Consider the following 13,394-nt stretch of genomic DNA (forward strand, 5'->3'; position numbering starts at 1 on the left):
CTCCTGCTCGTCAGCTCGCTCGTGCTGCTGATCGCCGTGGCGGCCGTGCGGATCTCGTCCCGGAGCGGCCTCCCCAGCCTTCTGCTGTACCTGGGGATCGGCGTCGCCATCGGTCAGGACGGCATCGGCAACATCGCCTTCGACAACGCCGAGCTCACGCAGGTCATCGGCTACGCGGCCCTCGTCGTGATCCTCGCCGAGGGCGGCCTCGGCACGAAGTGGAAGGAGGTCAGGCCGGCCCTGCCGGCCGCGGCCGTCCTCTCCACCGTCGGCGTCGCGGTCAGCGTCGGCGTCACCGCCGCCGGCGCCCACTACCTCGTCGGCCTGGAATGGCGGCAGGCCCTGATCATCGGCGCCGTCGTCTCCTCCACCGACGCCGCCGCGGTCTTCTCCGTGCTGCGCAAGGTGCCCCTCCCCTCACGGGTCACCGGCACCCTGGAGGCCGAGTCCGGCTTCAACGACGCCCCCGTCGTCATCCTCGTCGTCGCCTTCTCCACCGCCGGACCGATCGACCACTGGTACGTGCTCCTCGGCGAGATCGCCCTGGAACTCGCCATCGGCGCGGCCGTCGGCATCGCGGCCGGCTTCCTCGGCTCCTTCGGACTGCGGCACGTCGCCCTGCCCGCCTCCGGCCTCTACCCGATCGCCGTCATGGCCATCGCCGTCGTCGCGTACGCCGCCGGCGCCCTGGCCCACGGCTCCGGCTTCCTCGCCGTCTACCTGGCGTCGATGGTCCTCGGCAACGCCAAGCTGCCGCACGCGCCCGCGAACCGCGGCTTCGCCGAGGGGCTCGGCTGGATCGCGCAGATCGGCATGTTCGTCCTGCTCGGTCTGCTCGTCACCCCGCACGACCTGGTCAACGACTTCTGGCCCGCCGTCGTCATCGGCCTGGTCCTGACGATGGTGGCGCGGCCCCTGGAGGTCCTGGTCAGCCTGCTGCCGTTCCGGATCCCCTGGCAGGAGCAGGCCCTCATGTCCTGGGCCGGCCTGCGCGGAGCCGTGCCCATCATCCTCGCCACCATCCCGATGGTGGCGCAGGTCGAGGGCAGCGAGCGGATCTTCAACATCGTCTTCGTGCTCGTCGTCGTCTACACCCTCATCCAGGGTCCGACGCTGCCCTGGCTGGCGAAGGCGCTCAGGCTCGGGGCCTCCTCGGACGCCTCCGACCTCGGCGTGGAGTCGGCGCCCCTGGAGCGGCTGCGCGGCCACCTGCTCTCCGTCGCCATCCCGGACGGCTCCCGGATGCACGGCGTGGAGGTCGCGGAGCTGCGCCTCCCGGCCGGAGCGGCCGTCACCCTGGTCGTACGGGACGAGAAGAGCTTCGTACCGGCGCCCGCGACCGTCCTGCGGCACGGCGACGAGCTCCTGGTCGTCGCCACCGACCCGGTGCGGGACGCCACGGAGCGGCGCCTGCGGGCCGTCGGCCAGGGCGGCAAGCTGGCCGGCTGGCTCGGCACGGGGGGCGGCTCGACGGCGCTCGGCCCGCCGCCGGGCACGGAGACGCGCTTCCACCGGGCCGGACACGGGCAGAAGAAGCCCGCCGGCTGAGACGTGGACCACACGATCCCCGTGTTCGCAGGAATCGATGAAGGGGAGGGAGCGTTTCCCAGGCGGGAGGACGCTCCTTCCCTGTACCATGAAGGCACACCTGATCGAACCAACTCTGCCTGACGCAGAGCTGGCGCGACCGTATGGCGGCCGTGGCGCCCCTCCGCAGTGGGGCCGGCCCGGTATCTACCGCAGTTCCGCGCATGAGGACAGCTCTCGGCGACACCCGCACTACCGTGCACGGGGAGCGCTACCAGGCGGCGGAAAGGCAAGGACCGTGGCGTCCACGGTCAACACGGGCACGGTCGACGCGGAGGAGATCCACGCGGACGAGCGGCCCGGCACGGGCAAGCGGCCCGGTTACGGACAGCTGCTGCGCACCCCCGGCGCGCTGTCCTTCCTGCTCCCCGGCTTCGCCGCCCGGCAGCCCTTCGCGATGCTGACCATCGGCATCGTCCTGCTCGTCCAGCACACCACCGGCTCCTTCGGCAGCGCCGGCGCGGTCGCCGCCGTCACCGGCGTCTCCATGGCGCTCTTCGCGCCGCAGAGCGGCAAGCTCGCCGACCGCTTCGGCCAGCGCGCCGTCCTGGTCCCCGGCGTCCTCGTCCACACCGCGTCCGTCTCGCTGCTCGTGGCCCTCGCCCTGGCCGGCGCCCCGCTCTGGGCGCTGTTCCTGGCCGCCGTGCCCGCCGGCGCCTCCGTGCCGCAGGTCGGCCCGATGGTCCGGGCCCGCTGGGCGGCCAGGCTCGACGGCACCCCGCTGATGCCGACGGCCGCGGCCTTCGAGTCCGTCACGGACGAGTTCACCTTCGTCGTCGGCCCGGTCCTCGCCACCGCCCTGTGCACCGGCGTCCACCCGGCCGCCGGTCTGATCGCCGAAGCCGCCCTCACCCTCGTCGGCGGCCTGTTCTTCGCCGCGCAGCGCGCCACCCAGCCCGCGCACGGCCTGGCCGCCTCGCACGCCGCCGAGCCCCACCGCTCGGCGCTCTCCGTGCCCGGCGTCCGCGTCCTGATCGTCGCCTTCCTCGGCATCGGCTCCGTCTTCGGCGGCATGCAGGTCTCCCTCACCGCCTTCAGCGAGGAGATCGGCAACCCCGGCGCCAACGGCCTGCTGTACGGGGTCTTCGCCGCCGGCAACATGCTCGCGGGCATCGCCATGGGCGCCGTCGCCTGGAAGACCGGCCCCCTCCGCCGCCTGATCCTGGGCTACGCGGGCCTCACCGTCGCCGCGTCCCTGCTGTGGTCCGTGCACTCGGTGCTGCTCCTCGGCGCCCTGGGCCTGGTCGTGGGCCTGTGCATCGCCCCCGCCCTGATCACCGGCTACACCATCGTCGAGACCCTGATCCCGGCGTCGGCCCGCACGGAGGCCTTCACCTGGCTCACCGGCGCCGTCGCCCTGGGGCAGGCGGCGGCCGTCACGGTCGCCGGCCGCCTCGCCGACGCCCACGGCGCGAGCACCGGATTCCTGGTGCCGCTGGCGGGCACGGCCCTGGCCCTGACCACGCTGGTGCTGCTGCGGTCGCGGCTGAAGCCGCGCGAGGCGAGCCGGGTCGCGGCGCGTGGTATCGGTCACCGCGTGCCGGTGACGGTGGACTGAGGCCACGGAATACGTCACTATGGATCGTCGTTAGCACTCGATGAGTGTGAGTGCCAGGAGGAAGTCAAGTGCCGACCTACCAGTACCAGTGCACCGAGTGCGGCGAAGGCCTCGAGGCGGTGCAGAAGTTCACCGATGACGCGCTGACCGAGTGCCCCAGCTGCAAGGGCCGCCTGAAGAAGGTGTTCTCGGCCGTCGGCATCGTCTTCAAGGGATCCGGCTTCTACCGGAACGACAGCCGCGGCTCGTCGTCCAGCAGCTCGCCGTCGTCGTCCTCGTCGAAGACCTCGACCTCTTCGACCTCGACGTCGGGTTCGACGTCGGACGCCAAGCCGGCCGCGGCGGCCTCGTCGTCGTCCTCTTCCTCCTCCTCGACGTCCTCGTCGAGCACCGGAAGCCCGGCCGCCTGATCCCGCTCTTCCCCGAGGGCCCCGTCGCGTGCGACGGGGCCCTCGGGCGTGTCCGGAGCCTTGAGGGCGGGTCCCTCGGGGGCCCTCGGAGGGTCCCTCGGGCGGGTTCCTCGGGAGGTCTCCCGGGAGGTCCCCCGGGAGGGTGAGGGAGTTGTCCACAGGCGCCGGGTGATCCCCAGGCCGGAGCGGGGCGGGGGCGGGACGGGGAGAGTGGGAGCCGCTTCCCTTCTTCCTTCCCTCCCACCAGGACAGGCGGTCTCCCGTGACGACCACGAACGACCCGCTCCTCGCCTCCCTCGCCCCCGTCTCCCTCGCCCCGGTCTCCCCCGTCTCCGTGCCGGCGCCGTGCGCGGTGCCGGCCTTCGAGCCCGTACGGGTACGGGGTGCCCGGCCGCGGCTGCGCGGGGCGCCGCGCCGGGGGCGGCGGGTGCAGGTGGTGCTCCTGGCGCTGATGGCGGCGGCGCTGGCCGTGGCGGGATCGGTCTCCGGCGGCAGGTCCGCTCCCGGGAACGCGAAGGCCGCGGCGGCCTCCCCCGCGCGCCCCGCGCCGGCCGTCCCCCTGGTGTCCGCCGCGGTGCGGATCGCCGACGCCGCGACCGTACGGCTGCTGCGGCCCGGGGACCGGGTCGACGTGATCGCCGCGCCCCACGCGCCGCCGGGCGGGGAGGGCGGGGCCCGGGTGGTCGCGACGGGCGCCCGGGTCGCCGGGATCCCGCGGGCGGACGGCGGGGACGGCCCGGACGCGGGGGCGCTCGTCGTGCTCTCCGTACCCCGGGCGACGGCCGCGGCGCTGGCGGGTGCCGGCGTCACGTCCCGGCTGGCGGTGACGATGTGCTGATTCGCACGCACACACCGTCGAGTAACCGTCCCGTGTGTACGGATTGGACGCCCTCGCACCGAGCACGGCGTAATGGCACGGCACTCAGCACGAGTGACGGAGACGAAAGGCACCTCGGTGGCGAAGAAGGAAACCGTGCTGGGAGGCTTCAAGGCCTTCCTGATGCGCGGCAATGTGATCGACCTGGCGGTGGCGGTCGTCATCGGCGCCGCGTTCACGAACATCGTGAACTCGGTGGTCAAGGGCATCATCAACCCGATCGTGGGCGCCTTCGGCACGAAGGACCTGGAGAGCTACTCGTCCTGCATCAAGGGCACCTGCGAGGTGGTCGGCGGCGAGGTGCAGGGCATCCAGCTCCAATGGGGCCTGGTGCTCAGCGCGGTGCTGAGCTTCCTGATCACCGCGGCCGTCGTCTACTTCCTGATGGTCCTGCCGATGGCGAAGATCCTCGCGAAGCGCGCCGCGCACGACAAGGCGAAGGAGGGCGTCCAGGAGACGCTGGAGGTCAGCGAGCTGGAGGTGCTCAAGGAGATCCGCGACCACCTGGTCGCCCAGCGCGGCCCCTCGGCGGGCACGGGAACGGGCCCCGGTTCGGCTCCCGGTTCCGGCTCGGGTGGTGGCACGGGAACACACCCCACCTCCTGACCGGCGCCGTACGCCGGGTTCAGAGGTGGTGCGGCGGCTTCTCGTCGAGGAAGCGCGCGAGGTCGGCGGCGCTGTCGCCGCCGGAAGGAGGCCGCTCGCCCCACCCGCGGTCCGTGTCGTCCGCGGACTGGCGGTCCAGCGGATCGTCGAAGACGATGGCCGGCCTGGGCCCGCCCTCGGGGCGGGCGGGCGTGCCGGGTCGCTCCGTGTCTCGCGGGCCGTGGGCGGGGGCGGTACTCATCCTTTCAGGGTACGCCTGTGGCCCCGTTCCGCACCTCCCGGATCCGCGGCTCCCTGACCCGCGCCTCCCTCGTCCGCGGCCCCGCTCCGCCCGGGGTCAGCGGTCCTTCGGGTCGAGCAGCCAGAGGCCGAGCACCACGAGGAACGACAGGACGAGGAAGCCCGCGCCCCACCAGGCGGTGCCGGTGTCGCCCGACATCCACTCGTCCACCACGATCGTCAGGCCCCAGAGCTGGCCGACGACGACCGAGAGCGCCAGGGCGAGGCGGGCGGTCAGCTTCGAGGAGCGCTCGGGCTCCTGCTCCACGCCGGCCCCCGGCCCCGGCCCGGTGTGCCGGATCCGGGGATCGCCGTAACCGCTGGTGGGCCGGATCTGCGGGTAGCGCTCGTGCAGGGGCCGGTTCAGGCGCGGCTGGACACTGCCCGGGGTGTACGCGGGGGGCCGGGGCGGCTCCGCCGGGTCCGGGGCCTCCGGGTCGCGGGGGAAGGCGCTCTCGCTCATGTGCGCTCGCTCCGCTCCGTCGCCCTTGCTCCGGCGCCCGTGCCTGCGCCCACGCCTGTGCCTGCGCCTGTGCCTGCACCCGTGCCTGCGCCGGCACCCGTGCCCGTCCCCGTACGGGAGCCGTTGGCTCCGGAGGCTCCCGGGCAGCCCAGGCGGGTGGCGAGGTCGGGGCGGTCCGGGCCGAGTTCGCGGCAGAGGCCCTCGCGGGCGCTCTCGCCCGAGCGGGCGGTGCCGACCGCCCAGACGCTGCCGTCGGTCTCCTCCACCAGGAGCACCTTCGGGAGCCCCCGGGGCGGCGGTCCCGCGGTGACCTCTCCCGTGCGCGCGTCGAAGACGCCCTCGTGGCAGGGGCAGTACAGCTCGCCCTCGCTCCCCCGGTCCCTGCGCCAGAGGACGGCGCAGGCGAGGTGGGTGCAGACGGCGGAGTAGCCGGCGAGGGTGCCGTCCTCCAGGCGGACGGCGACCGCGCGGTCGTCGTCGCCGGGGTAGCGGAAGGCGAGGGAGTCGCCGGGCAGGATCCGGTCGGCGATCCGCTTCGGTTCGGGGGCGCCCTCGCTGTCGCCGTGCCGGTGCAGGATGCCGGAGGCGACGCCGACGCCGCCGACGGCGAGGCCGCCGGAGACGGTGGCGACGATCCGCAGGTAGTCGCGGCGGGTGGTGAGGGAGTCGGAGGCGATCCGGTCGTGGAGCGCGTCCTGGGCGGCGTCGGTGCGGGGGCCCGGGGCGGGCGGCTGGGGGTCGGTGACGCTCAACGGACGTCCCTTCCGTTGATCTCCACGACGGGCAGCCCGCCGGGGACCGGCCACTGGACCTTGTCGGCGGGGACGACCATCGCGACCCCGGTGGAGACCGTGGTGGTGCCGAAGGTGAAGGAGTCGGCGACCTGGACGCCGGGGCGCTCGGCCCGCAGCTCGTCGAGGGTGCCGTAGAAGAGGGCGCCGGTGGGGCAGACGGTGGCGCACATGGGGGCGAGGCCGTAGGCGGTGCGGTCGTAGCAGAGGTTGCACTTCAGCTGGAGCTTGGCCTGGAGGTCGATCTTGGGCACACCGAAGGGGCAGGCGTTGACGCAGTTGGCGCAGCCGATGCAGCGGGTGGTGTCGGCCTGCTGCACGACGCCGTCGGGGGTGACGAGGATCGCGTCGGCGGGGCAGACCTCGGCGCAGGGGGCGACGGGGTCCTCGCAGTGCATGCAGACGGTGGGGAGGGAGGCGACGGAGTGGCCCTCGTCGGTGTAGTCGAGGTGGATCATCGACTTGCCGCGGTGGGAGTCGCATTCTCGGCAGGCGGAGACGCAGGCCTGGCAGCCGATGCAGCGGCCGGGGTCGATGAAGATCGTGCGGCCCATCATGTGCGGGTCAGCTCCTCTCGGCGGTGCCGCGGCCCTGGGGGGCGGTGGGGGGCAGCGGGTCGGTGCGGGAGACCTGGGCCTCCGGGTAGGCCGGTTGTCCCGGGGGCGTGGGTGGGGCGGGGACCTCGTCGATGCGTTCGGCGGCCTCGACGCGGGCGGCGCACACCTTGTACTCGGGGATCTTGGAGCGCGGGTCGAGGGCGTCGATGGTGAGGGCGTTGGCCGCGGTGGGGACGGGCCAGTGGTAGGGCACGAAGACGGTGTCGGGGCGGATGGCGTCGGTGACGAGGGCGGGGAAGACCTCGCTGCCGCGGCGGGTGACGACGCGGACGGGGTCGCCGTTGCGGAAGCCGTGGGAGGGGTGGACCTCGACCCAGGGCCGGGGGGTCTGCTCGACGAGTCCGGCGAGGCGGCGGGTCTGGTTGCCGGAGAGGAAGTGGGCGACGGTCCGGCCGGTGGTGAGCGAGAGGGGGAACTCCTCGCTGTACGGGTCCATGGGCGGGTGCCACTCGACGGTCTGGAGGTGGACCTTGCCGTCCGGGTGGTAGGAGCGGCCGTCCTCGAAGAGGCGGGGGGTGCCGGGGTGGTCGGTGGTGGGGCAGGGCCAGGCGATGCCGCCGGTCTCCTCCAGGCGCTCGTAGGTGATGCCGTAGTAGTCGTTCACGGTCCCGGCGGAGGCGACGCGGAGCTCCTCGAAGACGGAGCGGGAGTCGGGGAAGTCGAACTTGTCGCCGGCGCCGAGGCGGCGGGCGAGCTCGCACATGACCCAGGTGTCGGTGCGGACGCCGGCGGGGGGTTCCTGGGCCTTGTTGTGCTTGACGACGCGGGCCTCGGCGTTGGCCATGACGCCCTCGTCCTCGGCCCAGACGGTGACGGGGAAGACGACGTGGGCGTTGGCGGCGGTCTCGGAGAGGAAGAAGTCGAACTGGGCGTGGAACTGGAGGGTGTCGTAGCCGTTCTTGACGGTGGCGTAGTTCGGGAGGGAGACGAAGGGGTTGTTGCAGATGCCGATGAGGCCGCGGATCGCCTCGCGCTGCATCTGCCAGACCATCTCCATCATGGAGGTTCCGGCGGGCGGGAGTTCGGTCTCGTCGATGCCCCAGATCTCGCAGATCTGGCGGCGGTGCTCGGGGTTGGTGATGGAGCGGCCGCCGGGCAGGAGGTCGGACTTCTGGCCGTGTTCACGGCCGCCCTGGCCGTTGCCCTGGCCGGTGATGGTGCCGTAGCCGGCGCCCGGCTTTCCGATGTTGCCGGTGGCGGCGCAGAGGTTGATGACGGTGAGGCAGTTCTCGACGCCCTGGGAGTGGTGTTCGATGCCCCGGGCGTGCCAGGCCATGGCCCGGCCGGCGCCGGCGAACATACGGGCCACCTGGACGATCTGCTCCTCGGGGACGCCGCAGATCCGCGCGGCGCGGGACGGCGGGTACTCGGCGACGGTCCGCTTGACCTCGTCCCAGCCGGTGGTGTGGGCGGCGAGGTAGGCCTCGTCGGTGAGGCCCTCGGCGACGACGACGTTCAGGACGGCGTTGAAGAAAGCGGAGTCGGTGCCGGGCTTGAGGGCGACGTGGACGTCGGCGGTGCGGGCGATGGCGGTCTCGCGGGGGTCGATCACGATCAGGGTGGCGCCCCGGTCGCGGGCCCCCCACACGTACTGGGTCATGACGGGGAAGCACTCGCCGACGTTGGAGCCGGCGATGAGGAGGCAATCGGTGAGGAGGATGTCGGAGAAGGGGTTGCCGGCGCGGTCGATGCCGAAGGCGAGCTTGTTGGCGCCGGCGGCGGAGACCATGCAGAGGCGCCCGTTGTAGTCGACGTGCTTGGTCTTGAGGGCGACCCGGGCGAACTTGCCGACGAGGTAGGTCTTCTCGGAGAAGAGGCTGGCGCCGCCGAGGAGGCCGAAGGCGTCGTTGCCGTACTCGGTCTGGATGCGGCGGACCTCGGCGACGGTGTGGTCGAGGGCCTCCTCCCAGCTGACCTCGCGGAACTCCTCGTCGCGGTTGCGGCGCATGAGGGGCGCGGTGAGCCGGTCGGGGTGGTTGACCTGCTGGTAGGCGTTGATGCCCTTGGGGCAGAGCCGCATCCGGTTGATGTCGTGGTTGCGGGGTTCGACGCCGAAGACCTTGCCGTGGTGGTCGACCCGCAGGTACATGCCGCACTGGACGCCGCAGAAGCAGCAGTGGGTGGGGACGAGGGTCTCCTCGTTCTGGTCGGCGTGCCAGCGGTCGGCGGGGATGCCTCCGGCGTCGCGGAAGTTCCGGGAGCCGGGCGGGGCGAGGAAGGGGTCGAGCGACAGCGGCCGCCCGGGGACGGTGCCGGGGACGGCCGCGGGGTCGGTGGCGCTCACTCGAAGCCCTTCTTCGGGTGGCCGGGGCGGGCGATGGCGCTCACTTGAAGCCCTTCTTCACGTGGTCGAGGTAGGCGGTGCCGCGCAGGACGCGCTTGCAGCGGGGGCAGTACTCGGCCCACTCCTCGAAGCCGAGGTCGAGGTCGCGCATGGTGCCCCGGAGGTTCTCCACGTACGGCGCGGTGTCGATGGGCTGTCCGCAGCGGCGGCAGGCGAAGACCTCACCCCCCTCGTCCGTGCGGCGGGAGGTGTACTTGAAGAGCTGCATGCCGACGGCGGCGGGCCGCTGCACGATGTGGAAGAACTTCCCGAAGGGGATGTAGATCAGGGTGAAGACCACGGACACCATGTGGAGGACGGCGAGGAACTGGTAGCCGCCGCCGTGCAGGAAGATCGACGAGAAGGTCAGCAGCAGCCCGGTCACGGAGATGACGATCAGGGCGAGCAGGGGCACCAGGTCGTAGGCGAAGCGCTGGCCGGTGATGGCTCCCCGGTCCTTCATGCGGCGCCAGAGGAAGTAGGCGGCGCCGGGGATGACGAGGACGGCGGCGATGTCGAGGCCGTGGAACATGAGCCAGCCGACGATGTTCAGGGAGTCGAAGCCGAGGATCTTGAAGCCCCAGATCCGCATCTCGTAGCCGGGTCCCGAGCTGGTGGAGGAGGTGAAGGTGAACCAGCCCCAGGTGAGCGGGAAGGTGATCGCGGCGGCGAGCAGGCAGCCCCAGAAGATGAGCTGGTGGGCGGCCCAGCGGGCGTGGGAGCGGGCGCCGAGGAACTTCTGGAAGCCGAGGTAGGTGGCGATCATCCTGGGCAGGGCGGTGGGGGCGCTGCGGAAGTTCGCGACGGAGAAGAAGGAGCCCCAGCCCTTGCGGAAGAGGCGGCGGGCGCCGGGGGCGGAGATCCAGACGGTGTAGCGGTAGGCGACGCCGAAGGCGAGGAAGACGGTGGCGACGGCGTAGGGCAGGAGGGCCGAGTCGAAGTCGCGGAGCAGGCGGCTGCCGAGGACGATCGCGACGATCAGCAGGGCGGAGACGACCGCGCCGACCAGGGAGGCGCGGCGGCGCACGGCGGCGGGGCTCTGCGGCGGGGGGCCGGCCGCGGCCGGGTCGGTGGCGCCGGACACGGGGGCGGGCCCGCCCGGCGGAGGGGTCGGCTCGGCGGTCTGCGGTGGCTCGGTCACGCGGCCACGGTAAGGCCGAATGGTACGTTTCGCGCCTTTTGCGGGGGCGGCGTGGTGCGGACGTCGCTCGGACGGCGTTCAGGGCGCGGGGCCGGAAGCCCGGGTGTCCTCCGGCGATCTGACCGGGGGTCGGGAACGGCGGCGCGTCGCGCGGGACGGGGCGGGGCGGTGGAGCGGGGCAGCAGGGCGGGGCGGAGGGAACGGGGCAGCAGGGCGGGGCGGGTGGAGCAGGGTGGGGGGAACAGGGCAGGGGGGTGAAGCGGGACGGGGCGGGTGGAACGGGGCAGGGGGTGGGGCGGGGCGGGGCGGCGACACGCGTGGCATCTGGCCGGAAAGGGCCGGTCCCTGGTGTGCTGGGCATATGACCAGACCTCTCCTTCCCCTCACGGCCCGCTCGCGCGAGGAGGCCCACCGGTCCGCCACGCCCCTGGAGCTCTTCTTCGACCTGTGCTTCGTCGTCGCCGTCGCCCAGGCCGGTGCCGAGCTCGTGCACGCGGTCGCCGAGGGGCACGCGGGCTCGGGCATCGCGAACTACGCGATGGTCTTCTTCGCGATCTGGTGGGCCTGGATGAACTTCTCCTGGTTCGCCTCCGCGTACGACAACGACGACGTCCTCTACCGGGTCGTCACCCTCGTGCAGATCGCCGGCGTCCTGATCCTCGCCGCCGGCGTCTCGCGGGCCTTCGAGGAGCACGACTTCCTCGTCGTCTACCTCGGCTACCTCGTGATGCGGCTCGCCCTCGTCTTCCAGTGGATGCGCGCCGCGCGCCACGCGACCGACCCGGCCGAGCGGACGATGTGCCACCGGTACGCGGGCGGGGTGCTGCTCTGCCAGGTCGGCTGGCTCGGGCTGCTCCTCGCGCCCGAGCCCGCGCGCCCGTGGGTCTTCCTCGTCATGGCGCTGGCCGAACTGGCCGTGCCCCTGTACGCGGAGCGGGCCGGGACCAGCACCTGGCACGCCCACCACATCGCCGAGCGGTACGGCCTGTTCACCCTTATCGTGCTGGGCGAGACCGTCGCCGCCGCGACCGTCGCCGTGAAGTCCGGCATCGTCGAGAACGACGCCCTGGACGAGCTGCTGCCGATCGCCGCCGGCGGCCTGCTGCTCGTCTTCGCCGCCTGGTGGGTCTACTTCGTGGTGCCCGCCCACGACCGGCTGACCTCCAGCCGCCAGGCCTTCCTGTGGGGATACGGGCACTACCTGATCCTCATGTCGGCCGCCGCCATCGGGGCGGGCCTGGAGATCGCCGTCGAGCAGGCCGTGGGCGAGGCCCACATCTCCACGCTCTCCGCCTCGGCCGCCGTGACGATCCCGTCGGCCCTCTTCCTGCTCCTGGTGTGGCTGCTGCACGCCCGCTACTTCAAGGTCGGCACCGCCCAGCAGCTCGTCCTGCCGGTCGCGGCGCTCGCGATCCTGATGTGCTCCTTCGCGGGCCGCTGGGCCGTCCTGGCGGCCGGTCTCGTCGCGGCGGCGGCCGTCGCGACCGGGGTGACCCTGAGCGCCCGGAACCCGGCGACGCGGGGCTCCGGGGCCTGAACACCGGGCGGGGCCCGTGGTAGGCAGGGCGCATGACGCAGCCCGGGAAGACGACGGACGGCCAGGACGGGATCACCGATGTCGGCGGGCTGCGCGTGGGCCACGCGCGCGTGGCCGGGCCTGGGGCGCTGAGCGGCACCACGGTGGTGCTCGCGCCGGAGGGCGGGGCGACGGCCGCCGTGGACGTACGGGGCGGGGGGCCGGGCACGCGGGAGACGGACGCCCTGGACCCGAGGAACGTGGTGGAGCGGATCGACGCGGTCGTCCTGACCGGCGGCAGCGCGTACGGCCTCGACTCCGCCTCCGGCGTCATGGCCTGGCTGGCGGAGCGGCACCGGGGCGTCCGGGTCGGCCCGGACCCGTCCCACGTGGTGCCGGTGGTGCCCGCCGCGTGCGTCTTCGACCTGGGCCGGGGCGGCGACTTCACCGCCCGGCCGGACGCGGCGACGGGCCGGGCGGCGGCCGAGGCGGCCCACGCGAGCGGCGACCGCGCGCGCGTGGGGACGGGCGCGGCCGGCGCGGGCACCGGGGCCGTGGTCGGCGGCCTGCGGGGCGGCGTCGGGACGGCGAGCACGGTCCTGGCATCCGGGATCACGGTCGGGGCGCTGGTGGTGGTGAACGCGGTGGGTTCGGCCGTGGACCCGACGACGGGCGTCCCGTACGGCGCCTACTTCGAGGACGGCAGGACCGCCTTCCCCGACCCGGAGGTCCACGGGGCGGCGCTGCGGCGCCTCGCGCGGGCGCGGGCGGCGGCCGCCCCGCCCCCGCTGAACACCACGCTCGCCGTGGTCGCGACGGACGCGGCGCTGACCCGCGCGCAGGCGCGGAAGGTGGCGGGCACGGCGCACGACGGCATCGCGCGCGCCGTGCGGCCGGTGCACCTGATGAACGACGGGGACACGGTCTTCGCCCTCGCCACCGGCGCCGTGGAGCTGCCGGAGGAGCCGGGGCCGCTCGCCCTGAACGAGATCCTGGCGGCGGGCGCGGACCTGGTGACCCGGGCGATCGTCCGCGCGCTGCTCGCGGCCCCCGGCGGTCTGCGCGGCCCGGGCGGGGACTTCCCGTCGTACCGCGAGCTGTACGGACCGCAGGCGGACCCGTACTCCCGGTAAGGGGAGGGGAGTTAGGGGAGGACGGCGGGAACTTCCCCCGCAGACCTTTCGTTTTGCCGGAACACCGGACACGATGTCAGACCCAGGGACTAC

Annotated in this window: 13 protein-coding genes; 7 read left to right on the forward strand and 6 right to left on the reverse strand. The window is 73.4% G+C overall.

Annotated features, from left to right (window positions below):
- Positions 1–21 precede the first annotated feature (21 nt).
- The 5 genes from AB0398_RS21160 (at position 22) to mscL (ending at position 5,038) form a co-directional block, all read left to right on the forward strand.
- Positions 22–1,548, forward strand: a complete 1,527-nt coding sequence (locus AB0398_RS21160; RefSeq protein WP_366377129.1) for a potassium/proton antiporter — start codon at positions 22–24, stop codon at positions 1,546–1,548.
- 319 nt (positions 1,549–1,867) lie between these two features.
- Positions 1,868–3,145 carry an MFS transporter gene (locus tag AB0398_RS21165; RefSeq protein ID WP_366377246.1) on the forward strand — a complete coding sequence of 426 codons (1,278 nt, stop codon included), beginning with the start codon at positions 1,868–1,870 and terminating at the stop codon, positions 3,143–3,145.
- A gap of 68 nt (positions 3,146–3,213) precedes the next feature.
- Positions 3,214–3,555, forward strand: a complete 342-nt coding sequence (locus tag AB0398_RS21170) for an FmdB family zinc ribbon protein (RefSeq protein WP_366377130.1) — start codon at positions 3,214–3,216, stop codon at positions 3,553–3,555.
- Between the two features lie 262 nt (positions 3,556–3,817).
- Complete coding sequence (locus tag AB0398_RS21175; RefSeq protein ID WP_366377131.1) at positions 3,818–4,393, forward strand: hypothetical protein; 576 nt, start codon at positions 3,818–3,820, stop codon at positions 4,391–4,393.
- A gap of 72 nt (positions 4,394–4,465) precedes the next feature.
- Positions 4,466–5,038 (forward strand): large conductance mechanosensitive channel protein MscL, encoded by a 573-nt coding sequence (gene mscL, locus AB0398_RS21180; RefSeq protein WP_366377132.1) that lies wholly within the window; start codon positions 4,466–4,468, stop codon positions 5,036–5,038.
- Positions 5,039–5,057: 19 nt separating this feature from the next.
- Here the strand turns inward: mscL and AB0398_RS21185 are convergent, their stop codons facing one another.
- The 6 genes from AB0398_RS21185 to AB0398_RS21210 all read right to left on the reverse strand — a co-directional run bounded on the left by AB0398_RS21185 (position 5,058) and on the right by AB0398_RS21210 (position 10,538).
- Positions 5,058–5,279 (reverse strand): hypothetical protein, encoded by a 222-nt coding sequence (locus AB0398_RS21185; RefSeq protein ID WP_366377133.1) that lies wholly within the window; start codon positions 5,277–5,279, stop codon positions 5,058–5,060.
- Between the two features lie 96 nt (positions 5,280–5,375).
- Positions 5,376–5,780: a hypothetical protein gene (locus AB0398_RS21190; protein WP_366377134.1), complete on the reverse strand. Its 405-nt coding sequence runs from the start codon at positions 5,778–5,780 to the stop codon at positions 5,376–5,378.
- Positions 5,777–6,532, reverse strand: a complete 756-nt coding sequence (locus AB0398_RS21195; protein ID WP_366377135.1) for a Rieske (2Fe-2S) protein — start codon at positions 6,530–6,532, stop codon at positions 5,777–5,779. Before AB0398_RS21195 ends, AB0398_RS21190 begins: the two co-directional genes overlap by 4 nt.
- Complete coding sequence (locus AB0398_RS21200) at positions 6,529–7,128, reverse strand: 4Fe-4S dicluster domain-containing protein (RefSeq protein ID WP_366377136.1); 600 nt, start codon at positions 7,126–7,128, stop codon at positions 6,529–6,531. The genes AB0398_RS21195 and AB0398_RS21200 overlap by 4 nt, the downstream gene beginning before the upstream one ends.
- Before the next feature lie 7 nt (positions 7,129–7,135).
- Positions 7,136–9,472, reverse strand: a complete 2,337-nt coding sequence (locus AB0398_RS21205) for a molybdopterin oxidoreductase family protein (protein ID WP_366377137.1) — start codon at positions 9,470–9,472, stop codon at positions 7,136–7,138.
- A 40-nt stretch (positions 9,473–9,512) separates the two neighbouring features.
- Positions 9,513–10,538, reverse strand: coding sequence for an MFS transporter (locus AB0398_RS21210; protein ID WP_366377247.1), 1,026 nt, complete (start codon positions 10,536–10,538; stop codon positions 9,513–9,515).
- Between the two features lie 475 nt (positions 10,539–11,013).
- Between AB0398_RS21210 and AB0398_RS21215 the strand changes: the two genes are divergently transcribed.
- Positions 11,014–12,189, forward strand: a complete 1,176-nt coding sequence (locus AB0398_RS21215) for a low temperature requirement protein A (RefSeq protein WP_366377138.1) — start codon at positions 11,014–11,016, stop codon at positions 12,187–12,189.
- Positions 12,190–12,221: 32 nt separating this feature from the next.
- On the forward strand, positions 12,222–13,301 hold the full coding sequence (locus AB0398_RS21220) for a P1 family peptidase (protein ID WP_366377139.1): 1,080 nt from the start codon (positions 12,222–12,224) through the stop codon (positions 13,299–13,301).
- The last annotated feature ends 93 nt before the right edge of the window (positions 13,302–13,394 follow it).

It is taken from the genome of Streptomyces sp. NPDC086147 (assembly GCF_040702165.1).
Lineage (GTDB): Bacteria > Actinomycetota > Actinomycetes > Streptomycetales > Streptomycetaceae > Streptomyces.